Origin of the sequence: Paracidovorax wautersii (assembly GCF_031453675.1) — a bacterium.
GTDB lineage: Bacteria > Pseudomonadota > Gammaproteobacteria > Burkholderiales > Burkholderiaceae_C > Paracidovorax.
On the sequence record NZ_JAVIZX010000001.1, the window covers coordinates 2,154,843 to 2,175,285 of the forward strand.

Annotated in this window: 19 protein-coding genes and 1 riboswitch; of the genes, 12 read left to right on the forward strand and 7 right to left on the reverse strand. The window is 68.7% G+C overall.

Annotated elements, in window-relative coordinates; translation table 11 throughout:
- The first annotated feature begins 16 nt into the window (after positions 1-16).
- The 4 genes from ftsZ to thiC all read left to right on the forward strand — a co-directional run bounded on the left by ftsZ (position 17) and on the right by thiC (position 4,741).
- Positions 17-1,246: a cell division protein FtsZ gene (gene ftsZ, locus QE399_RS09765; RefSeq protein WP_309828328.1), complete on the forward strand. Its 1,230-nt coding sequence runs from the start codon at positions 17-19 to the stop codon at positions 1,244-1,246.
- 214 nt (positions 1,247-1,460) lie between these two features.
- Positions 1,461-2,384 (forward strand): UDP-3-O-acyl-N-acetylglucosamine deacetylase, encoded by a 924-nt coding sequence (gene lpxC / locus QE399_RS09770; RefSeq protein WP_309828329.1) that lies wholly within the window; start codon positions 1,461-1,463, stop codon positions 2,382-2,384.
- A gap of 15 nt (positions 2,385-2,399) precedes the next feature.
- A complete protein-coding gene (locus QE399_RS09775; RefSeq protein ID WP_309828331.1) occupies positions 2,400-2,576 on the forward strand; it encodes a hypothetical protein in 177 nt (58 codons plus the stop codon).
- 23 nt (positions 2,577-2,599) lie between these two features.
- A riboswitch (TPP riboswitch) is annotated at positions 2,600-2,724 on the forward strand.
- Positions 2,725-2,896: 172 nt separating this feature from the next.
- Positions 2,897-4,741: a phosphomethylpyrimidine synthase ThiC gene (gene thiC / locus QE399_RS09780; protein WP_309828333.1), complete on the forward strand. Its 1,845-nt coding sequence runs from the start codon at positions 2,897-2,899 to the stop codon at positions 4,739-4,741.
- 334 nt (positions 4,742-5,075) lie between these two features.
- Here the strand turns inward: thiC and QE399_RS09785 are convergent, their stop codons facing one another.
- Positions 5,076-6,725 carry a methyl-accepting chemotaxis protein gene (locus QE399_RS09785; RefSeq protein WP_309828334.1) on the reverse strand — a complete coding sequence of 550 codons (1,650 nt, stop codon included), beginning with the start codon at positions 6,723-6,725 and terminating at the stop codon, positions 5,076-5,078.
- Between the two features lie 270 nt (positions 6,726-6,995).
- Between QE399_RS09785 and QE399_RS09790 the strand changes: the two genes are divergently transcribed.
- The 3 genes from QE399_RS09790 (at position 6,996) to QE399_RS09800 (ending at position 10,008) form a co-directional block, all read left to right on the forward strand.
- The gene (locus QE399_RS09790; protein ID WP_309828336.1) at positions 6,996-8,675 is read left to right on the forward strand and encodes a methyl-accepting chemotaxis protein; all 1,680 of its coding nucleotides are present in this window, start codon (positions 6,996-6,998) and stop codon (positions 8,673-8,675) included.
- A gap of 291 nt (positions 8,676-8,966) precedes the next feature.
- Complete coding sequence (locus tag QE399_RS09795) at positions 8,967-9,392, forward strand: RcnB family protein (protein WP_309828338.1); 426 nt, start codon at positions 8,967-8,969, stop codon at positions 9,390-9,392.
- A 76-nt stretch (positions 9,393-9,468) separates the two neighbouring features.
- Positions 9,469-10,008: an RcnB family protein gene (locus tag QE399_RS09800; RefSeq protein ID WP_309828340.1), complete on the forward strand. Its 540-nt coding sequence runs from the start codon at positions 9,469-9,471 to the stop codon at positions 10,006-10,008.
- Positions 10,009-10,064: 56 nt separating this feature from the next.
- Here QE399_RS09800 and QE399_RS09805 read toward each other — a convergent pair whose 3' ends face one another.
- The 4 genes from QE399_RS09805 to QE399_RS09820 all read right to left on the reverse strand — a co-directional run bounded on the left by QE399_RS09805 (position 10,065) and on the right by QE399_RS09820 (position 13,226).
- On the reverse strand, positions 10,065-10,637 hold the full coding sequence (locus QE399_RS09805) for a hypothetical protein (RefSeq protein ID WP_309828342.1): 573 nt from the start codon (positions 10,635-10,637) through the stop codon (positions 10,065-10,067).
- A 152-nt stretch (positions 10,638-10,789) separates the two neighbouring features.
- Positions 10,790-11,338: a crossover junction endodeoxyribonuclease RuvC gene (gene ruvC / locus QE399_RS09810; protein ID WP_309828344.1), complete on the reverse strand. Its 549-nt coding sequence runs from the start codon at positions 11,336-11,338 to the stop codon at positions 10,790-10,792.
- 61 nt (positions 11,339-11,399) lie between these two features.
- Entirely contained in the window at positions 11,400-12,401 is a 1,002-nt protein-coding gene (locus QE399_RS09815) for a phosphatidate cytidylyltransferase (RefSeq protein WP_309828345.1), read from the reverse strand.
- A gap of 6 nt (positions 12,402-12,407) precedes the next feature.
- On the reverse strand, positions 12,408-13,226 hold the full coding sequence (locus QE399_RS09820) for a lysophospholipid acyltransferase family protein (RefSeq protein WP_309832003.1): 819 nt from the start codon (positions 13,224-13,226) through the stop codon (positions 12,408-12,410).
- Positions 13,227-13,894: 668 nt separating this feature from the next.
- Here QE399_RS09820 and QE399_RS09825 point away from each other — a divergent pair.
- The 3 genes from QE399_RS09825 to QE399_RS09835 all read left to right on the forward strand — a co-directional run bounded on the left by QE399_RS09825 (position 13,895) and on the right by QE399_RS09835 (position 16,310).
- Positions 13,895-14,665 carry an HpcH/HpaI aldolase family protein gene (locus QE399_RS09825; RefSeq protein WP_309828346.1) on the forward strand — a complete coding sequence of 257 codons (771 nt, stop codon included), beginning with the start codon at positions 13,895-13,897 and terminating at the stop codon, positions 14,663-14,665.
- Positions 14,666-14,772: 107 nt separating this feature from the next.
- Positions 14,773-15,549, forward strand: coding sequence for a helix-turn-helix domain-containing protein (locus tag QE399_RS09830; protein WP_309828348.1), 777 nt, complete (start codon positions 14,773-14,775; stop codon positions 15,547-15,549).
- A gap of 197 nt (positions 15,550-15,746) precedes the next feature.
- Positions 15,747-16,310 carry a bactofilin family protein gene (locus tag QE399_RS09835; RefSeq protein ID WP_309828350.1) on the forward strand — a complete coding sequence of 188 codons (564 nt, stop codon included), beginning with the start codon at positions 15,747-15,749 and terminating at the stop codon, positions 16,308-16,310.
- A gap of 103 nt (positions 16,311-16,413) precedes the next feature.
- Here QE399_RS09835 and QE399_RS09840 read toward each other — a convergent pair whose 3' ends face one another.
- Positions 16,414-16,857, reverse strand: a complete 444-nt coding sequence (locus tag QE399_RS09840; RefSeq protein WP_309828352.1) for an acyl-CoA thioesterase — start codon at positions 16,855-16,857, stop codon at positions 16,414-16,416.
- A gap of 41 nt (positions 16,858-16,898) precedes the next feature.
- On the opposite strand from QE399_RS09840, the gene QE399_RS09845 reads away from it, so the two are divergent.
- Positions 16,899-18,734, forward strand: a complete 1,836-nt coding sequence (locus QE399_RS09845; RefSeq protein WP_309828354.1) for an ABCB family ABC transporter ATP-binding protein/permease — start codon at positions 16,899-16,901, stop codon at positions 18,732-18,734.
- Positions 18,735-18,888: 154 nt separating this feature from the next.
- Positions 18,889-19,218, forward strand: a complete 330-nt coding sequence (locus QE399_RS09850) for a nucleotide pyrophosphohydrolase (protein WP_309828355.1) — start codon at positions 18,889-18,891, stop codon at positions 19,216-19,218.
- Between the two features lie 180 nt (positions 19,219-19,398).
- Here QE399_RS09850 and QE399_RS09855 read toward each other — a convergent pair whose 3' ends face one another.
- Complete coding sequence (locus QE399_RS09855; protein ID WP_309828357.1) at positions 19,399-20,430, reverse strand: DctP family TRAP transporter solute-binding subunit; 1,032 nt, start codon at positions 20,428-20,430, stop codon at positions 19,399-19,401.
- Positions 20,431-20,443: the final 13 nt, after the last annotated feature.

Sequence of the window (20,443 nt, forward strand, 5' to 3'; positions counted from 1 at the left end):
GACTAGGAGCACGAACATGACCATCGAAATGATCGAAGCCGAAGAATTCAACCAGGGCACGCAGATCAAGGTGATCGGCGTCGGCGGCGGCGGCGGCAATGCCGTCGAGCACATGATCGCCCGCAGCGTGCAAGGCGTGGAGTTCGTCTGCGCCAACACCGATGCACAGGCCCTCACGCGCAGCACGGCGCACCGCACCATCCAGCTGGGCGGCAGCGGCCTGGGCGCCGGCAGCAAGCCCGACAAGGGCCGTGACGCCGCCGAAGCAGCGGTGGAAGACATCCGCCAGGCCATCGCCGGCTCGCACATGCTGTTCATCACCGCCGGCATGGGCGGCGGCACGGGCACGGGTGCAGCGCCCGTGATCGCCCGCGTGGCCAAGGAAATGGGCATTCTCACCGTGGGCGTGGTCACCAAGCCCTTCGACTGGGAAGGCGGCCGCCGCATGAAGAACGCCGACGACGGCCTGGCCGAGCTGGAAGCCAACGTCGACTCGCTGATCGTGGTGCTGAACGAGAAGCTGCTGGAAGTGCTGGGCGACGACATCACCCAGGACGAAGCCTTCGCCCACGCCAACGACGTGCTGAAGAACGCCGTCGGCGGCATCGCCGAAATCATCAACGAGTACGGCCACGTCAACGTCGACTTCGAAGACGTGCGCACCGTGATGGGCGAGCCCGGCAAGGCCATGATGGGCACGGCCACGGCCGCCGGCCCGGACCGCGCCCGCATCGCCGCCGAGCAGGCCGTGGCCTGCCCGCTGCTGGAAGGCATCGACCTGTCGGGCGCCAAGGGCGTGCTGGTGCTGGTCACCGCCGCCAAGGGCAGCCTCAAGCTGTCCGAGTCGCGCCTGGCCATGAGCACCATCAACGCCTACGCCTCGCCCGACGCGCACGTCATCTATGGCGCCGCCTACGACGACACGCTGGGCGACGAGATCCGCGTGACCGTGGTGGCGACCGGCCTGTCGCGCGCCAACGCACGCCGCCAGCCCATCTCGGTGGTGCAGGGCGGCCTGCGCACCGGCACCGACAACGTGGCGTACCAGATGCCCATGGCCGGTGCCGCCGTGGGCGTGGCCGGCGGCCTGGTCGGCGGCGCGGCCCAGGCGGACTACGGCAGCATGTCGGTCCCCAGCGTGTGGCGCACCAACCGCACCCAGGCGGCCGCCCGCGTGGACGCCCTGTCGTCCGGCGGCATGGACGATCTGGAGATCCCGGCTTTCCTGCGCAAGCAGGCCGACTGATCGCTGCGGAGGCGGTGCCTCTGCGCCGTCCCCGCCCTCCAAGAAGCCGCCAGCGCCGCAAGGCCCTGGCGGTTTTTTTCATGCCCGCGCCGCTCGTGCCCAGGCGGGCCGCCGCGACGATCCAGGCCTTTTGTGACCGAAGTTTCACCTTTGCCTATGGAGGTCATAGCGACAGGGATGGGGTGCACAGGGAGGGCGCCACTAAAATCGGCGGATGCTCCAGCAACGAACGATCAAGACCTTGACCCGCGCCGTGGGCGTGGGCCTGCACAGCGGCCAGCGCGTCGAGTTGACGCTGCGCCCGGCGCAGCCCGACACGGGCATCGTCTTCCGTCGCGTCGATCTGCCGGAGCCCGTCGACATTCCGGTGGCTGCGGCCTCGATCGTGGACACGCGCATGGCCTCGACGATCGGGGTCGGTGCGGCGAAGGTGCACACGGTGGAGCACCTGATGTCCGCTTGCGCGGGGTTGGGCCTGGACAATCTGTATGTGGACATCACGGCCGAAGAGGTGCCCATTCTCGATGGCTCGTCGGCCTCCTTCGTTTTCCTGCTGCAAAGTGCCGGCGTGGAACTGCAGAACGCGCCCAAGCGCTTCATCCGCGTCACGCGCCCTGTCGAAGTGCGCGAAGGCACGGGTGCCAACGCCAAGTGGGCCCGTCTGGACCCCTACCACGGCTTCAAGCTGCGCTTCGAGATCGACTTCGCCCACCCGGCGGTCGATTCCACCGGCCAGAGCGTGGAGTTCGACCTCGGCTCGGGCAACTACATCCGCGATATCGCGCGCGCCCGCACCTTCGGCTTCACCAAGGACGTGGAGATGATGCGTGCCAACGGTCTGGCGCTCGGCGGCGGGCTGGACAACGCCATCGTCATGGACGACTACAAGGTGCTCAATGCCGACGGCCTGCGCTACGACGACGAGTTCGTGAAGCACAAGATCCTCGACGCCATCGGCGACCTGTATGTGGTGGGCAAGCCGCTGCTGGCGGCCTACAGCGCCTTCCGATCCGGCCACGGCATGAACAACCTGCTGCTGCGCGAGCTGCTCGCCCAGGAGGATGCCTGGGAGATTGCGACGTTCGACAACGAGCGCCAGGCGCCCACGGGTTTCACGCAGCCGGCGCGCGCCTGGTAGCCGGGCGCAGGTGCCGTGCTGATCTTTCGCTGGCTCGTCACCCTGCTGCTGCTCATGGCGGCCGTGTCGTTCGCCTTCTACGTGGGCACCGGCCAGGCGCGGTACAAACGCTTTGGCCTGGTCATCCTGAAGTGGACCCTCATCGCGGCCTTCGTGTTCTTTGCCGTCCTTATCCTGGGGCGCATTGCCTGATGCGGGTCAACCCTCCTATACTCGCGGCTGCTCCGGGGTGCACGTAGGAACCAAGGGTTTCTGGGCGTGCTGAGACGGCGGACCCAACCGCCGGAACCGCGAACTTGATCTGGTTAGTACCAGCGTAAGAAGAGCTGCAGCCGGGATTCCCGCACCTGCAAGCGGATGCCGTCCGGCATCCGTCTGGCCGCCGCGCGCCGCAGACCCTCCGTTCGTGAGGGTCGCAGGCTGCGTAGCGGACGCCTCCGCAAGGAGGCCGGTGCGGCACACCCGCGGCTGATGCGGAGCACATTTCCATCCATCCGAGGAGATTGCCCGCCATGAACGCCCCCGATAAATTCGCCCAGCTGCTCGCGCTCACGCGTGAATCCTTTCCCGCGTCCACCAAGAACTACCTGACAGGCAGCCGCCCCGATGTGCGCGTTCCTGTACGCGACATCGCCCTCACCAACGGCGAGCAGGTCAGCGTGTACGACACGTCCGGCCCCTATACCGACCCCGCGGCCGAGATCGATGTGCGCAAGGGCCTGCCCAGCGTGCGCGGCGCGTGGATCGAGGCGCGCGGCGACACCGAGCGCTACGAAGGCCGCAAGCAGCAGGCGCTGGACGATGGCAGCAAGTCCGAGGACGCCGCCCGTCTGGCCTTGCTCCGCACCGAAGCCGCAGCGCTGCAGCGCAAGCCCGTGCGCGCCCGCAGCGGCGCGAACGTCACGCAGATGCATTACGCCAAGCGGGGCATCGTCACGCCCGAGATGGAATACGTGGCCCTGCGCGAGAACGGCCGGCGTGAATGGATGGCCCAGTACGCCCAGGACGAGGCCCGCGAGCGCCGCCTGGCCGGCAACCCGATGGGCGCCAGCATTCCCAAGATCATCACGCCCGAGTTCGTGCGCGACGAGGTGGCCCGCGGCCGCGCCATCATCCCGGCCAACATCAACCACCCCGAGGTCGAGCCCATGGCCATCGGGCGCAACTTCAAGGTGAAGATCAACGCCAACATCGGCAACTCGGCGGTCACGTCGAGCATCGAGGAAGAGGTCGAGAAGCTGGTCTGGGCGATCCGCTGGGGCGCCGACAACGTGATGGATCTCTCCACGGGCAAGAACATCCACACCACGCGCGACTGGATCATCCGCAACAGCCCCGTGCCCATCGGCACCGTGCCCATCTACCAGGCACTGGAGAAGGTGGGCGGCATTGCCGAGGACCTGACCTGGGAGATCTTCCGCGACACGCTGGTCGAGCAGGCGGAGCAGGGCGTGGACTACTTCACCATCCACGCGGGCGTGCGCCTGGCCTACATCCACCTCACGGCGGCGCGGCGCACGGGCATCGTCTCGCGCGGGGGCTCGATCATGGCCAAGTGGTGCATGGCGCACCACCGCGAGAGCTTCCTGTACGAGCACTTCGAAGACATCTGCGACATCATGAAGCAGTACGACGTGTCGTTCAGCCTGGGCGACGGCCTGCGTCCCGGCTGCGCATCGGATGCCAACGACGAGGCGCAGTTCGCTGAATTGCGCACGCTGGGCGAGCTGACCCAGGTGGCCTGGAAGCACGACGTACAAACGATGATCGAAGGCCCCGGCCACGTGCCCATGCACATGATCCAGGCCAACATGACCGAGCAGCTCAAGACCTGCCACGAGGCGCCGTTCTACACCCTGGGCCCGCTGACCATCGACATCGCGCCTGGCTACGACCACATCGCCAGCGCCATCGGCGCGGCCATGATCGGTTGGATGGGCACGGCCATGCTCTGCTACGTCACGCCCAAGGAGCACCTGGGCCTGCCCGACCGCGATGACGTCAAGCAGGGCATCATCGCGTACAAGATCGCGGCCCATGCGGCGGACGTGGCCAAGGGCCACCCTGGTGCGCGTGCGCGGGACGATGCGCTGAGCCAGGCACGGTTCGACTTCCGCTGGCAGGACCAGTTCAACCTGGGGCTCGACCCGGAGACCGCGCAGCAGTACCACGACGAAACCCTGCCCAAGGACTCGGCCAAGGTGGCGCATTTCTGCTCCATGTGCGGCCCCAAGTTCTGCTCGATGAAGATCACGCAGGAAGTGCGCGAGTTCGCGGCGCAGGGCATGCAGGAGAAGGCGGTGGAGTTCCGCGGCACGGGCGGCGAGCTGTACGTGCCCATCCAGCCGATCGCCTGATACGCCAGCGGCTGCGGCGTGCGTCGAATGCGGGCGCGGCTCGTTGGGGCGCCGCTTGGCTCCCCTAAGAACGTGTTTACGATCTCGCAGGGACCGCGTTGGAGCGCAATCGGGATGAGTGGATGCTGCGGATGTGCCGCATGGGCTCGTGCCCATGCAAGCAGCCGGGGCGTCCAATCGCCCGATTTCGCTTCAACCCTTCGGGCAGTGGCCTTTGCGGGCGGTCTGCGGCGTTGCGGCGCTGGTGGATAGCCGAGCTATCCACGGCGCACCGCGCCTTGCATCCCCTCCCGCAAACACCACTGCGCGGCCCCTGGGAGATCGTCAACACGTTCTAGGAGGCAACGTGCGTCAGCAGCGGCTGCGCCGGCGCATGCAGCCGCTGCGGCGCCATGCCGCCCCGCTGGGCGTTGGGCAGCACGAAGCGGCTGATGAGGGCCGCCAGATCGTGCGCCTGGCCGCGCAGGCTTTCCGCGGCGGCGGCCGATTCCTCCACCAATGCCGCGTTCTGCTGCGTCATCTGGTCCAGCTGGGTCACCGCCGCGTGGATGGTGGCGATGTCCTGGTTCTGCGCCTCGTTGTGGGCGCGGATCTCTGCCATGGTGCCGGCCGCGTGCTCGATGGACTGCACCACCTGCGCCATGGTGCGGCCGGCCTCGCCGGCCAGTTGGGCGCCGCTGTCCACCTGCCGGCTGGAGGCCGCGATCAGGGCCTTGATCTCGCGGGCGGCCTCCGCCGACCGGTTCGCCAGAGTGCGCACCTCGCTCGCCACCACGGCAAAGCCCCGGCCTTGATCGCCTGCCCGGGCGGCCTCCACGGCCGCGTTCAGTGCCAGGATGTTGGTCTGGAAGGCGATCGAGTCGATCACGCCCGTGATGTCGCCGATCTGGCGGGCGCTGTGCGAGATCTGCTGCATGGTGTCCACGACGCGCGTCACCACGCCGCTGCCCTGCCGCGCCACGGTGGCGGCATCGGCCGCCAGCGCCTCGGTGCGCTGGGCCGTGCTGACCGACTCCGCGATCTTGCGCGTGACCTGTTCCAGCGAGGCGGCCGTTTCCTGCAGGCTGGCGGCGGCCTGCTCCGTGCGGTTGGACAGGTGGACGTTGCCGCTGGCGATCTCGGCGGACGCGGCGCGCAGGCTCTGCACGGAAGCGCTCACCTGGCCCACCAGGCTGCGCAGGGCGCTCTGCATGGCCGACAGCGAGGTCAGCATGTGGCCGGTCTCGTCGCGGTCGTGGCCGGAGATGTCCTGGCGCAGGTCGAACCCGGCCACGCGGTCGGCGGTGGCGCTGGCCTGCGCGATGGGGCGGGTGATGCTGCGCACCAGCCACAGGGCCAGCAGCGTGCCCAGGACCAGCGACAGTGCACCGAAGGCGAGCAGCGACAGGCGTGCCAGCTGGCCGAGCTCGGCCACGTGCCGGGCCGCAGCGTCGATGGCGCTGCGCTGCGACTGCGTCAGGCCGTCCAGCGCGCCCAGCAGGGTCTGCGACGAGGGCAGGAAGCGCTCGCCATACACGTTGCGGATGCGTTCGGTCAGGCCCGAGTCCCGCGCGGCCACCAGCTCGGTGCGTGCCTTCAGGAAGGCCTCGTCCGCCGCGCGCACGCGCTCCAGACGATCCACGTCGTCGGGCGTGCGCAGCTGCTGGGCCAGCTGGGCGACCAAGGCGGTGTACTCCGCCTGGGTCCGGGAAATGTCGGCGCCCAGGATCTCGCCCACCTCGGGTTCGGAGCTGAGGGCGACGGCCTTGTAGCGCTCGGCGTTGATGGCCTGGAGCCGGTAGGCATCGGCCACCAGGCGCTCGTTGGCCACGCTGCCTTGCACCATGGCCTCGGTGAAGGCATGGATGCGGTGCAGGGACCACAGGCCGATGGCGGAGCCCGCCAGGCTGAGCGCCAGCACGGCCAGAAAAACGCCGAGCAAGCGGCGGCCCAGCGAGCCGCGGGACGCGGCCAGGGAACGAGGGATAAAGGAAGACGGTGGCATGGCAGGCGGGGCGCGACCCGCCGCGCGAGCAGCGCCGGTTGCGTCCAAAAAAGAAACCCAATGCCTGCACTGTGCCGCGCAAGTGTGACAACTTGTTTTAAGCCCGATGCCGCCGCACCAGAGGCGCGCACCGGTGTCACCGCGTAGATACCCTGCTGAGAGACCCGGTTGGGACGCATATAGTTACAGCGCCGTGCGCCCACAAGGCGCGCTGCGTGGTATGGCGCATTTATTGCATGCGCCATGGATCATGTTCTGTAGAGGAGCGCCATGACCGTTTTGGGCCGATTGTCGATCCGTGCACGCTTGTATTTCGGCACGGTTTTTTCCCTGGTATTGCTTGTCATCATCGGCGCAATGGGCTTCGTGGCCCTGGACCGCACCCGCGACACGCTGCAGGTGCTTTTCTCCCAGCGGGTGCAAACGCTCACCGACATGGCGGAGCTGCGCACCACGCTCGGCAACCTGCGCCGGGCGGAGAAGGACATCATCATCAACTTCAACAACTCGGTGGAAGTGGCCGCCCTGCGCGAAAGCTGGGCCAAGACCCTTGCCGCGCTGCGCAAGAGCCTGGCCGATGTGCGGCAGGTGCAGCAGGCAGACGCAGAGTTCGTCGCCTCTATCGACCGCTCCCTGGCCGAACTCAAGCAGTACGAGGACGGCATCTCGCCGATCTTCGAGCAGATCGAGCGGGCCCAGGTCGACGGTGCCGGCGGCGGGGCCTATGCAGACCGCTTCAAGGGCCACATGGAGACCACCGACCAGCTCTTCGCCAGCCTGGCCAGCGCTGCGCGCCAGCAGATGGAGGAGGCTCGCCAGGGCGTGGAGGCGCGCACCTCCAGCATGGCGGCTCTGATTGGCGTGGGCCTGCTGCTGGGCCTGGCGGTGCTCATTCCCCTCACGTTCTTCAGCGTGCGCTCCATCACCCGCTCGCTGGGCCAGGCGCGGGACCTGGCCGAGCGCATCGCTGGCGGCGATCTGTCGCAGGAGGTGCGGCCGGCGCAGCAGGACGAGGTGGGCCAGTTGGTAGTGGCCATGGGCCGCATGCAGGACGCCCTGCGCGGACTGGTACGCCAGGTGCAGGAAGCCGCGGGCAGCATCTCCACGGCGAGTACCGAGATCGCCTCGGGCAACCACGACCTCAGCCAGCGCACCGAGCAGACGGCGGCCAACCTGCAAGAGGCTGCCTCGTCCATGGAGTTGCTCACCAGCACGGTGCAGCAGAGTGCCCAGTCGTCGCGCCAGGCCAGCGAGTTCGCATCGTCTGCCGCCGAGGTGGCGGCGCGCGGCGGCAGCGTGGTGTCGCAGGTGGTGAGCACCATGGACCAGATCACCGACAGCTCGCGCAAGATCGGCGACATCACGGGCGTGATCGATTCCATTGCCTTCCAGACCAACATCCTGGCGCTCAATGCAGCCGTGGAAGCGGCGCGCGCCGGCGAACAGGGCCGGGGCTTTGCCGTGGTGGCCAGCGAGGTGCGCAGCCTCGCGCAGCGCAGCGCAGAAGCCGCCAAGGAGATCAAGGCGCTGATCGGCGCGTCGGTGGAACGGGTCGAGGGCGGCTCGCGCCTGGTGGGCGAGGCGGGTGCCACCATGACCGAGATCGTGAACAGCGTGCGCCGCGTGCACGGCATCATTTCGGAGATCACCGCGTCGGCCTCGGAACAGAGCGACAACATCGGCCAGATCAGCCAGTCGGTGAGCCAGCTCGACCAGATGACGCAGCAGAACGCCGCGCTGGTGGAGCAGTCCACCGCCGCCTCCGAATCGCTGCGCGAGCAGGCCAGCCAGCTGACCCGGGCCGTGAGCCAGTTCAAGCTGGCCTCGCACGGCGCCGAGCCGGTGGCGCTGGCGGGCGGCTCCGCCGGCCCGTTGGTGCGGGCCCATACGGCCCCGCGCGTACCGGCCGCCCCTGCTGCCGCCCCAGCCGCGGCCTTGCCCTGGCAGTGAGTTGCTATTGAAATGATAGCTATAGCCGCTTGCTGAAAAAGCGTTGGCGGCCATTTTCGCTTGAGTGTGGGTTGCGCCGCCGCACGCGGCCGGTCGCTGCCCGCGCAAAAGAGCACGGCAGCGCCGTGGCGGGGTGGAGTCTCCTTGCCAGCCGCCTTGTGTCACGGGTTGGTAAACGCCGAAAAGCTGCGGCAAAGCTTCGGCAAAGACGGGCCTGCGGGAGCTGCCGGAAGGGCGCAAAGGCGGGGACTTGAGGCACGATGGGGCATGCCCACTTCAAGGACGCCCGAAATGACCCTCTCGCTTCGCACCAGCCGATATGCCGGTGCTGCCCTGGCGGTGGCCCTTGCCCTGGCCGCCACGGCCAGCAACGCACAGCCCCGGCCGAACAACGATCACCGGGGGCCGCCAGCCCATGCGCACCAACCGGCACACAAGCCGGCCCAGAAACATGCCGAGCGCGCTCTGCATCCGCCGGGCCACGGCGGCGCCAAGGCGGCGCACGCCCACCGCGGGCGCGGGGCCGGGCCAGAGCATGCGTTCCACAAAGGCGGGCGGCTGCCCAGCCACTACCGCAGCCCGCAGTACGTGGTGAACGACTGGCGCGGCCACCATCTGGCTGCACCGCCGCGTGGCCACCACTGGGTGCAGACCGGCTCGGACTACGTGCTGGTGGCGGTCGCCACGGGCGTGATCGCGCAGATCGTGCTGCATTGAAGAAGGCAGCGGCGGCCCGCACGGCGGCGTGCAGGCGTGCCCCACAATCCGCCCGTCGCTGAACCAGGAGACCCCTATGCTTTTATCTCGCCTTTTTTCCCGCGGCATGCTGGCCGCGTGCATGGCTGCCGCGCTGGGCGCCACCGCCGTTGGCGCGCAGGCCCAGCCGCGCGACCACCGCAACGAAGGGCGCCATGAAGGGCGCCATGAAGGGCGCCATGAAGGGCGTCATGACGGCCGGCACGGCGGCCGCCACGATGCGCGCCATGACGACCGCCGGCATGACGACCGGCGCCATGCGCGGCCCCATGACCACCGCGGTCCGCCGGGCTACCACCCCGGCTACCGGCCCGGTCCGCCTCCCGGCGCCCGCCCGCCGGGGCACCGGCCGCCGCAGCACTTCCACGGCGGCCGCGGCGCCGGGCCGTCGCACAACTGGTACCGGGGCGGCCATGTGCCGCCGGCCTACCGCTCGCGCCACTATGTGGTGAGCGACTGGCGCCACCACCATCTGGCGCCACCGCCCCGCGGCTACCACTGGGTGCAGTACGGCGGCGACTACGTGATGATCGCCATCGGCTCGGGGCTGATCGCGCAGATCGTCCTGAGCAACTGACAACCGGCCGCAGCGGCAGCCCCAGCCGCGCTCGCGGCGGGGCGGCAGGGGTTCTGTCAGAGGTTGTCGCTGGCGCGGCAGAGCTTGGCGTCGGCCAGCGGCACGGACTCGTCGCTGGTGGTGCTGGCGCCCTGCACCTGCAGCCGGTGGACCCGGGTGAGGCACAGCGGGCCGCTGTGGCGGAAGCTGGCCTCGTAGTCCTGTCCCGCCACGGGCGTGAAGGATTTGCGGATGAAGCACTGCTCGGCCTGAAGGCCGTTGGAGCGGCCGTTGCTCATATAAGAGAGCATCAGCGGCTTGCCGGCGGGCACGTAGAACTCCGAGACCACGCGGCCGTCGGCGGGCACCGTGTCGGCGCCGGGCATGCCCAGCGACCGGCCGTTCTGGTCGGCGAAGCCCTTGCGCGCCGCCACCATCACGCCCGCGCCGGGCAGGCGCCAGTCTTCACAGTCGCTCTGCGGCACGGCGCGGACCATGCCGTCGGCCACGACCCGGATGCGGGCGCGCTCGCCCGAGGTGGGCTGCTCATAGGGGGTCGAGAACGATTTGACGTTCTGGAGATTGCCGCAACCCGTGAAGGTCAGGGCGGCGAGCGGTAGGGCAAGGAGGAGGGCGGTTCTCGGCATCATGCGCGGTCTGTGCGGTCGTCAAAACGGAGAAAACTACCACGCCACGGATGACGGCCTTGTCAGCCCATGCCGCATCGGGCGGTGCCGAGGGAGGGCGCCGCGCCGGGCTTGCCGACCCACTGCATGCCGCTCCTTCTTCTCTTGTCCCGCCTTCAGTAACTGCGCCCGCCCTTGTACATGGCGTGCTGGCGGCGCGCCAGGGGGCTCGCCTCGGCCAGCCGCGCCATGGCAGCGCCCGCGTGGGCATGGGTGATGGCCATGCCGAGCGCGTCAGCGGCATCGCTGCCGGGCAGGCCGGGCAGCTGCAGCAGGCGCTTGACCATCTCCTGCACCTGCGCCTTGGCCGCGCGGCCGTGGCCGGCCACGGCCTTCTTCATCTGCACGGCGGTGTATTCGGCCACGGGCAGGCCGCTGGCCACCAGGGCGGTCACCGCCGCGCCACGGGCCTGGCCCAACAGCAGGGTGGATTGCGGGTTCACGTTGACGAAGATGATCTCGACGGTGGCGCTATCGGGTTTGTAGCGCGACACCACCTCCGTGATGCCGTCGAACAGCACCTTGAGCCGCCCGGGCAGATCCCCCAGGGCCATCGCGCTGGTGCGGATGGTGCCGCTGGCGACGTAGCCCAGGCGCTGGCCCTCGACGTCGATGACGCCGAATCCGGTCGTCTGCAGGCCGGGGTCGATTCCCAGGATTCTCATGCAATGCTCATGTTTTGATAGCTGACTGCGCTTGCTGTATAAGCGCCGGTGGCTGACTGGGCTACAAGCCGAAGTACCAGCGCACCGAATGGAAGAACACGGGTGCGGCAAAGCACAGCGCGTCCACCCGGTCCAGCAGGCCGCCGGCGCCGGTGACCGACATGCCCTGCATGCCCCAGCTGGTGATGCCGCGGTCGCGCTTGATGGCTTTCATCACCAGGTGGCCCAGGCTGCCCGCCAGGCAGGCCAGCAGCGCCATGCCCAGCGCCTGCCCCGGCTTGAACGGCGTGATGAAGGACAGCAGCACGCCGGCCAGGCCGCCCACCGCCACGCCGATCACCCAGCTCAGCCACTGGAAGCTCTGGCTCACCTGCGGCGCGACGGGCCGGTGCGGAAACCGCTGGCCCAGCAGGTGCTGGGCGATCATGCCGGCCTGCACCACCACCACCAGGAAGAACACCAGGAACGCGCCCTTGCCCTGGTGGCCCGGAAAGTCCAGCAGCAGCAGCGCCGGCACGTGGCTCATGCCGTACACGCAGACCATGATGCCCCACTGCAGCTTGGCGTTGCGCTCCAGAAAGCGCTGCGGGTCGTTGGCCAGCGCGCTGATCGCCGGAATGGCCAGGAACACGTACACCGGGATGAACACCGTGAACAGGTCGAACTTGCGCAGGCCGACGAGCACGAACTGCAGCGGCAGCACGACGAAGAAGGCCATCACCAGGCTGCGGTGGTCACCCCGGCGGGTGGGCGACAGCGTGATGAATTCGCGCAGCGCGAAGAAGGCGACCATGGCGAACAGCACCGTGGCCACGGTGTCGCCCAGTGCCCAGCCCACCCAGAAGATGGTGGCCATGAACCAGGCGGTCTTCAGCAGGCTCCAGAAGCGGCGCCATTCCAGCTGGCGCGCCTCGTGGTGCGCCTGCTCGGCGGCGTCGTCGCTGCGGGCCTCGCGCAGGGTCTGCACGAAGGCATAGGTGGTGACCGCCGACAGCAGGCCGAAGACCACGACGAACAGGGCGCCGATCTGCTGGGTGGTGGAGAGGTTGCGCAGGAATTCCATGGCGTTTCAGATGTCCCGCAGCGCGATGACGGCCTGGCGAGCGCGGTCGAGGAAGGGGCGGCGCTCTTCGCCGGGCTCCACCTGGATCGGCGCGCCGAAGGTCACCGAGCACAGGATGGGCACGGGCACGACCTCGCCCTTAGGCATGACGCGCTGCACGTTGTTGATCCACACCGGCACCAGCACCACCTGCGGAAACATCCGCGCCAGCATGAACAGGCCGGATTTGAAGGGCTGCGGCTCGTCGCCGTGGCCGCGCGTGCCCTCGGGAAAGATCACGATCGAGTCGCCGCTTTCCAGCGCGCGCACCAGCGGCGCTAGCGGATCGGTGGGCTGCACGGCGGCGCGCAGCTCTTCGGGCGTGGGCTCGGGCGGCAGCGCCTCGGGCGCGGGATCGGGGCCGCCGGCCATGGCCAGGTCGGCCTCGGCCACGGCGGCGGTGATCTCGGCGAGAAGACCGGGCGTCGCGGTGGGCACCGCCGGCGACGCTTCGGCATCGGCGGGTGCAACGGCCGCTGCAGCGGGGCCGGGTGTGCGCGGGGCGCCGGATTGGCGGTCTACGTAGACGGCGTTGAACACCGCCGTGGTGATCCACTGGCGGAACGGCGACTTGGTCCAGTAGTCCTTGGCGGCGATGGGGCGGGTGATGCTGCGCAGTTCCTGCGGCAGCGCCGCCCAGATCATCACCAGGTCGGCATGGCTCTGGTGGTTGGCGAAGTAGATGCGCTGCTCGGCCTTGGGCGGGCAGCCGTACCAGCGCGCCTGCGAGCCGGTCAGGAAGCGCACCAGCCCCAGCAGGAACAGGCTCATCATTTGGGACAGCAACATGCGGGCGATGATACGGGGTGCGTGTGGCGGGCCCGCCCGTGGCTTTCTCCCCACACCGCACCCCTGCCGGCGGGGCATGGGTTCCGACGGCCGGAAAGGCTGGCAATCCCGCGCCCGGCCCCTTCCGCTTCTTCCTAGACTGCGCCCGGACGTGTCAGCGGGGCTATGGCCTTGCACGTTGTCATAGCCATGAATGACGGGCACCGAGGAAGGCGTGCCCGCCAGCTGCCAACTGCAGGCGGCTCGCGTCGCAGGCCGGCAGCCCTTCCCTGTCGGGGGGAGGGCCGCATGGCGGACCGGCAGATATCCATACAAGCACAAGAGAGAGAGACAGGCATGCAAGCAAGCAGGGCTGGGCAACGATTGCCGGTCGCAGCGCGATGGGGAGGGCCTTGGCAGAGGCGCCGTGCCCATGGCGGCGGGCCGGCAGTGCCGCGAGCACCGGCCGCGCGGAAGCAGCCGTGCGGGGCGTTGGCTGCCGATTCGCGCAACGCGCCACGCCCACGCTCTAGCGGGCTGCCCTGCTGTTTTTTCTTCTTCCCTGTATTTCTGCGTTGAGTGCGCTGCCGGACTGATCCAGCGGAATCTTACGTGCGTATTACAAGTGGTTACGGTCGGCTGGGACGGCGCCCAACGACCGAAGATCACAACAAGCCGAGCCCCTTATGTCTGCCCATCTGACTCTCAAATCGCGGTTGCTGGAACGTGAGCCCCTGCTGGCCACGTACGTGAAGACCACGTCGCACCAGACGGTGGAGGTGCTTGCCTCCACCGGCCTGGATGCGGTCGTGCTCGATGCGGAGCATGCCCCGTTCGGCCCCGAAACCCTGGACCGCGCGCTGCTCGCGTCGCGTGCCTGTGGTCTGCCGGCGCTGGTGCGCGTGCCCCATGTGCGAGCGGAGGCCATCCAGCAGGCGCTGGACATGGGCGCCGCCGGCGTGGTCGTGCCGCGGGTGGAATCCGCCGCCATCGCGACGCACGTGGTGCGCGCCTCGCGCTACCTGGGTGGCCGGGGCTTTTCCGACGCGCCCCGTGTCGGCGGCTACGGCCAGCGCGCCATGACCGAGCTGATGCATGCCGGCGACACGCAGAGCGCCGTGATCGTGCAGATCGAGAGCATGGTCGCGGTCGAAGAGGCTGCCGCCATCGCGGCCGTGCCGGGCGTGGACTGCCTCTTCGTCGCGCCGGCCGATCTGGCCGTGTCGCTGGGGGCGTCCAGCATCGCCGACCCGCGCGTGGCCGATGCGCTGGCGCGCGTGTGCGAGGCCGGCCAGCAGGCCGGGCGCGCCGTGGGCTGCTTCGTGGCCGACGGACGGCAGGTGCCGGGCCTGCGCGCCATGGGCATGTCGTTCTTCGTGGTCGGCTCCGACCAGGCCTTGCTCAGACACGCGGCACGCCAGGCCGTCGCCGTCACGAAGGAACCCCTAGCGGCCTAGTTCGCCAGTCCATCCTCCTCGCAGGTCGTGCGGGAAAAGGTCACCTCGATCCACCCTCTTTGTCCCAATCCACAGCCGCACTCCGTGCGCAAGATGGAGGTCCCCGCATGACCACTGAAGTCCGCTCCGTGCAACGCGCATTGCTCATCCTGCGCGTGATGAATGAACGCCCCACCTGGAGCCTGCAAGAACTGCACCGGCGCACCGGCCTGGCCAAGTCCACGCTGCACCGCCTGCTGAGCACGCTCGAAGCCGAGAAATACGTGCGCACCGATCCGCAGGCCTATGGCCAGTATCAGCTGACGCTGGCGGTGAGTAACCTGAGCTGCGGCATCTCCGAGCGGTCGGTGCTGGCCGAAATGGCGACGCCGCTGATGATCGGCACCACGCGTGAGATCAAGTGGCCGCTGTCGCTGGGCGTGGTGGACGGCCACCAGATCCGCGTGGTGTTCTGCACCATGCCCTACAGCCCCTACGCGGTGCGCCCCTCGACCACCGGGCGGCGCTACGAGTTCATGGATTCGGCCCTGGGCCGGGCCTATCTGGCCTTCTGCGGCGCGGCCGAGCGGCGCGTGATCGTGGAGGCGGTCAACCGCCGCGAGGATGGCGGCCCGCGCATCACCGACATGGCCGCGCTGCGCCGCGTGGTGCGCGAGACGCGGCGCCAGGGCTACGCGCTGTGCTACGCGGCCAACAATGCCGAGAGCACGGTGTTCGCGGTGCCCGTTTTCAGCCGTGGCCACCTGCGCGGCACGCTGGTGTATTCGACCTACGCCACCCAGATGAACGAGCGCATGCTGCGCGAGTTCGTGCCGGTGGTGCGTGCCACCGCCGACCGCATCGGCGAGGCCGTGGCCGATCCGAAGGAACTGCGGCGGGCCTGAGAACGTGTTCTGAGGGGGCGCCTGCCGGCCTACCCGGCGGGCCGCAACGGTCCTACATCGGCTCGCGCGGCTGTATGACACTGCAAGGGCTGCAAGTGCATGCAACGAACGAGCGGTTTGGTTACGGTTCTTGCGTAACGCCAGCGTTTTTAGGGGCGCATGGCTTCTAGCATGGCTGCTCTTTTCAAGGAGATCTGATGGCCGTGCAAAACCCCTTCTTCGGCAAGCGTGAACCCGAGTCGTTCCAACCCCGCCAGCCCGGCTCCGTGCTCGGTGGCGCCACGACGCCGGGCACCCTCAACAGCAGCAACGCAGGCGCCCAGGCCGCAGCGTCTTCGGCTGCAGTGAACAAGCCGGGGGCTGCTGCAGCGTCCCAGGGCGTGGGCAGCCAGCTCACGGTGGGCCCCAACATCAAGCTCAAGGGCGTGGAAATCACCGACTGCGACACGCTCGTGGTCGAAGGCACGGTGGAAGCCACCATGGACTCGCGCGTGATCAAGATCGCCGAGCAGGGGGCTTTCCGCGGCTCGGCCGACATCGACATCGCCGAGATCCACGGCGAGTTCGACGGCACACTGACCGTGCGTCAGAAGCTGGTGATCTACAGCACCGGCAAGGTCAACGGCAAGATCCGCTACGGCAAGGTCGTGATCGAGGAAGGCGGCCAGCTGGCGGGCGAGATCGAGGCCGGCACCGCCGGTGCATCGCGCGGCGGTGCCTCGTCGGCAGCCCGCTCCGAGCCGGCGCTGGCCGCTGCCTGAGCCAGGACAGCCCGGCGCCTCGTCGACCGACCGCACGGAAACCACAGCGCCTGCATGTACGGGGTACATGCAGGCGCTTTGCCTTGGGCGCTGCGGTGCTGGGCTATTCGGTGATCGCCGTGCCGTCCGCGGTGTCTGCCGGGCGCGGAATCGGCCGGGGCCGGCCCGAGGCATCGATGGCGACATAGGTGAGCCGGGCCTCGGTGACCTTCATGTAGCGGCCCTGCGTGGCGAAGCGCTCGGCGTACACCTCGACCTCCACCGTGACCGACGTGCGGCCGATGCGCGCCACGCTGGAGTAGAACGACAGGATGTCGCCCACGCGCACGGGCTGCTTGAACACGAACTCGTTCACGGCCACCGTGGCCATGCGGCCCTGCACGTGGCGCGCGGGCAGCACGGACCCGGCCAGGTCCACCTGCGCCATCACCCAGCCGCCGAAGATGTCGCCGTTGGCATTGCAGTCCGCGGGCATGGGAATGACCTTGAGCACCAGCTCCTTGTCGGTGGGCAAAGGGGTGTGGGGCGCGCTCGGGGCATCGGTCATGGGCACAATCTCGCTAAAAACAACAGCTGGAATTGTCCCTCATGCGCCCCACTGGCGACGCCGCCCCCGCTTTTCCGCCGGTAGCCACCCCGGCCCGCTCTTCTCCCTCCGACTGGGCCACGCTGCGCCGGCTGCTGCCGTATCTGTGGCAGTACAAGCTACGCGTGCTGGCGGCCCTGGCCTTCGTGCTGGCGGCCAAGCTGGCCAACGTGGGCGTGCCCGTGCTGCTCAAGCACCTGGTGGACATCATGACGCCGGCCGCGGGCCAGGCGGCCACGCTGGTGGCCGTGCCGGTCGGGCTGCTGCTGGCCTACGGTCTGCTGCGCCTGTCGACCTCGGTGTTCACCGAACTGCGCGAGCTGGTCTTCGCCAAGGCGACGCAGGGCGCGGCGCGCACCATCGCGCTGCAGACGTTTGCGCACCTGCATGCGCTGTCGCTGCGCTTTCACCTGGAGCGGCAGACCGGCGGCATGACGCGCGACATCGAGCGCGGGGTCAAGAGCATCGAGTCGCTCATCTCGTTCGCGCTGTTCAACATCGGCGCGACGCTGATCGAGGTGTTCCTGGTGCTGACCGTGCTGGGCACGCGTTTTGACCCCTGGTTCGCCTGGATCACGCTCACGGCGCTGGCGGCGTACATCCTCTTCACGGTGAGCGTGACGGAATGGCGCACGCAGTTCCGGCGCGAGGCCAACGCCTTCGACTCGGCCGCGCACACCAAGGCGGTGGATTCGCTGCTGAACTACGAGACGGTGAAGTACTTCAACAACGAGGCCTTCGAGGCGCAGCGCTACGACGAAAGCCTGCAGCGGCTGCGCCATGCGCGGCTCAAGAGCCAGACCTCGCTGTCGCTGCTCAACACGGGCCAGCAGATCATCATCGCCTCGGGCCTGGTGGTGATGCTGTGGCGCGCCGCGCAGGGCGTGGCCGACGGGCGCATGACGATCGGCGACCTGGTCATGGTCAACGCCTTCATGATCCAGCTGTACATCCCGCTCAACTTCCTGGGCGTGGTGTACCGCGAGATCAAGCAGAGCCTGACCGACCTGGACAAGATGTTCCTGCTGATCGACCGCGAGCGCGAGGTGGCCGACGCCCCGGACGCCTTGGTGCTGGCAGCGGCGGACCAGCCGGCCGTGCGCTTCGAGGGCGTGCACTTCGCCTACGACACGGGCGCGCAGGGCGGCCGCACCATCCTGCACGGCGTGGACTTCGAGATTCCGGCGGGGCGCACGGTGGCGGTCGTCGGGCCGTCGGGCTCGGGCAAGTCCACGCTGGCGCGGCTGCTGTACCGCTTCTACGACGTGCAGCAGGGCCGCATCACCATCGGCGGGCAGGACCTGCGCAGCGTGACGCAGGACAGCCTGCGCCGCGCCATCGGCATCGTGCCGCAGGACACCGTGCTGTTCAACGAGACCGTCGGCTACAACATCGCCTACGGCCGGCCCGGCGCCACGCAGGCACAGGTGGAGGAGGCCGCGCGTGCGGCGCGCATCCACGGCTTCATCGCCGCGCTGCCGCAGGGCTATGCCACGCAGGTGGGCGAGCGGGGGCTCAAGCTCTCGGGCGGCGAGAAGCAGCGCGTGGCCATCGCGCGCACGCTGCTCAAGAACCCGCCCGTGCTGATCTTCGACGAGGCGACCAGCGCGCTCGATTCGGCCAACGAGCGCGCCATCCAGCAGGAACTGCGCAGCGCCGCCCAGGGCAAGACCACGCTGGTCATCGCGCACCGCCTGTCCACCGTGGTCGATGCCCACGAGATTCTGGTCATGGACGCCGGCCGCATCATCGAGCGGGGCACGCACGCACAGCTGCTGGCCCGCGGCGGGCGCTACGCCACCATGTGGGCGCTGCAGCAGAGCGGCGAAGGCGGCTAGGAAACACCTTGGTGCTATTGATTTGAGAGCTGGCTGCGCTGATTCAGCAAGCACTTTGATGTAATTGAATATTTGAATCCAGGCGGGACAAGCGCAAGCAGCTATCGAATTGGTAGCGATGTCGCCGCCCTGGGTCTCCGGAAAGAACGCCCCCATGGACATTCCCGCTTTGCAGTCCACCCTGCGCCGCTTTGCCGAGCAGCGCCGCTGGCCGCCGTTCCACACGCCCAAGAACCTGTCCATGGCGCTGATGGTCGAGGCGGCCGAGCTGCTGGAGTTGTTCCAGTGGCTCACGCCCGAAGAGTCCCGCACGCTGGCGCAATCCGCGCCGGGGCGCGAGCGCGTCGCCGAGGAGATGGCCGACGTGCTGCTCTACCTGGTCCAGCTGGCCGACCACACCGGCATCGACCTGGATGAGGCCGTCCAGCGCAAGCTGCGCATGAACGCGCTCAAGCACCCGCCGCCGGTGGACGGCAGCTACTGAGCGGCCGCAGCGCCGGCCGGTGGAAGCGCTGGCCGGCTGAGTGGCCAGCCGCGGCGGTTTGTCGGCCGATGCCGGTCGCCTGGCTGCAAGCCCGCAGCGCGGCGCAGTGGGATGTGTTTCGTGCCCATGAAAAAGCCCCGCCGGGGCGGGGCTCTGCGCGGAAGGCGGCTGCCGGGCCGGTCAGGGCTTGCGGGCGGCGATGGCCTTCTCGGCCGCACCCACCAGGTCGGTGCCGATGGGGCCCTTCCACTTCTCGAACACGGGGCGGGTCGCCTTCACGAACGCCTCGCGCTCGGCGGGGCTGAGCTGCGTGACCGTCACGCCGTGGCTGGCGATCTCCTTCAGCAAGGGCTTGTCGGCTTCGACCATGCCCTTGCGCGCGATGGCGATCTGCTCCTTGCCGGCGTCGATGGCGGCCTGCTTCACGATCTCGCGGTCGGCGGGCGTCCAGCTGGCCCAGATGTCCTTGTTCACCACGAAGATCAGCGGGTCGTTCATGTATCCCCACATCGTGATGTGCTTCTGCGCCACCGTGTAGAGCTTGGCGGCCATGTAGACCGACACGGGGTTTTCCTGACCGTCCACGGCGCCGCTGGCCATGGCAGGCTGGGCGTCGGCCCAGCTCATCTGCGTGGGGTTGGCACCCAGGGCGGTGAAGGTATCCAGGAACAGGGGCGAGCCCACCACGCGGATCTTCAGGCCCTTGAGGTCGGCCGGCGACTTGATGGCGTGCTTGGAATTGCTGATCTCGCGGTAGCCGTTCTCGCCCCAGGCCAGCGGCACCACGCCGGACTTCTCCAGCGTCTGGAAGATGCTCTTGCCCACGTCGCCCTGCGTCACCGCGTCCACGGCCGCGTAGTCGGGGAACAGGAAGGGCAGCGAGAACAGGTTGAGTGCCTTCACCTGTGGCGACCAGTTGATGGTGGAGCCCACGGCCATGTCGATCACGCCCTGGCGCAGCGCGCTGAACTCGCGCGTCTGGTCGCCCTGGATCAGCGACACGCCGGGGTACAGCTTGATGTTGATGCGGCCCTGCGTGCGCTCGCGCACCTTGTTGGCCCAGATCTCGCCACCCTTGCCCCAGGGGAAGGCCGTGCCCAGCACCAGCGACATGCGGTACTCGCTTTTGTAGGTCTGTGCCAGCGCGGGCGCGCTGAAGGCGAGGCCGGCGGCAGCGGCCACGGCAGAGGTGAGGAAGGTGCGCAGTTTCATGGTTTCAGTCTCC

What these genes read in the sequence shown, in the direction of transcription:
- ftsZ (WP_309828328.1), top strand. Translation starts at nt 17, where the DNA reads ATGACCATCGAAATGATCGAAGCCGAAGAATTCAACCAGGGCACGCAG.
- lpxC (WP_309828329.1), top strand. Translation starts at nt 1,461, where the DNA reads ATGCTCCAGCAACGAACGATCAAGACCTTGACCCGCGCCGTGGGCGTG.
- thiC (WP_309828333.1), top strand. Translation starts at nt 2,897, where the DNA reads ATGAACGCCCCCGATAAATTCGCCCAGCTGCTCGCGCTCACGCGTGAA.
- QE399_RS09785 (WP_309828334.1), bottom strand. Translation starts at nt 6,725, where the DNA reads ATGCCACCGTCTTCCTTTATCCCTCGTTCCCTGGCCGCGTCCCGCGGC.
- QE399_RS09790 (WP_309828336.1), top strand. Translation starts at nt 6,996, where the DNA reads ATGACCGTTTTGGGCCGATTGTCGATCCGTGCACGCTTGTATTTCGGC.
- QE399_RS09795 (WP_309828338.1), top strand. Translation starts at nt 8,967, where the DNA reads ATGACCCTCTCGCTTCGCACCAGCCGATATGCCGGTGCTGCCCTGGCG.
- QE399_RS09800 (WP_309828340.1), top strand. Translation starts at nt 9,469, where the DNA reads ATGCTTTTATCTCGCCTTTTTTCCCGCGGCATGCTGGCCGCGTGCATG.
- QE399_RS09805 (WP_309828342.1), bottom strand. Translation starts at nt 10,637, where the DNA reads ATGATGCCGAGAACCGCCCTCCTCCTTGCCCTACCGCTCGCCGCCCTG.
- ruvC (WP_309828344.1), bottom strand. Translation starts at nt 11,338, where the DNA reads ATGAGAATCCTGGGAATCGACCCCGGCCTGCAGACGACCGGATTCGGC.
- QE399_RS09815 (WP_309828345.1), bottom strand. Translation starts at nt 12,401, where the DNA reads ATGGAATTCCTGCGCAACCTCTCCACCACCCAGCAGATCGGCGCCCTG.
- QE399_RS09825 (WP_309828346.1), top strand. Translation starts at nt 13,895, where the DNA reads ATGTCTGCCCATCTGACTCTCAAATCGCGGTTGCTGGAACGTGAGCCC.
- QE399_RS09830 (WP_309828348.1), top strand. Translation starts at nt 14,773, where the DNA reads ATGACCACTGAAGTCCGCTCCGTGCAACGCGCATTGCTCATCCTGCGC.
- QE399_RS09835 (WP_309828350.1), top strand. Translation starts at nt 15,747, where the DNA reads ATGGCCGTGCAAAACCCCTTCTTCGGCAAGCGTGAACCCGAGTCGTTC.
- QE399_RS09840 (WP_309828352.1), bottom strand. Translation starts at nt 16,857, where the DNA reads ATGACCGATGCCCCGAGCGCGCCCCACACCCCTTTGCCCACCGACAAG.
- QE399_RS09845 (WP_309828354.1), top strand. Translation starts at nt 16,899, where the DNA reads ATGCGCCCCACTGGCGACGCCGCCCCCGCTTTTCCGCCGGTAGCCACC.
- QE399_RS09850 (WP_309828355.1), top strand. Translation starts at nt 18,889, where the DNA reads ATGGACATTCCCGCTTTGCAGTCCACCCTGCGCCGCTTTGCCGAGCAG.
- QE399_RS09855 (WP_309828357.1), bottom strand. Translation starts at nt 20,430, where the DNA reads ATGAAACTGCGCACCTTCCTCACCTCTGCCGTGGCCGCTGCCGCCGGC.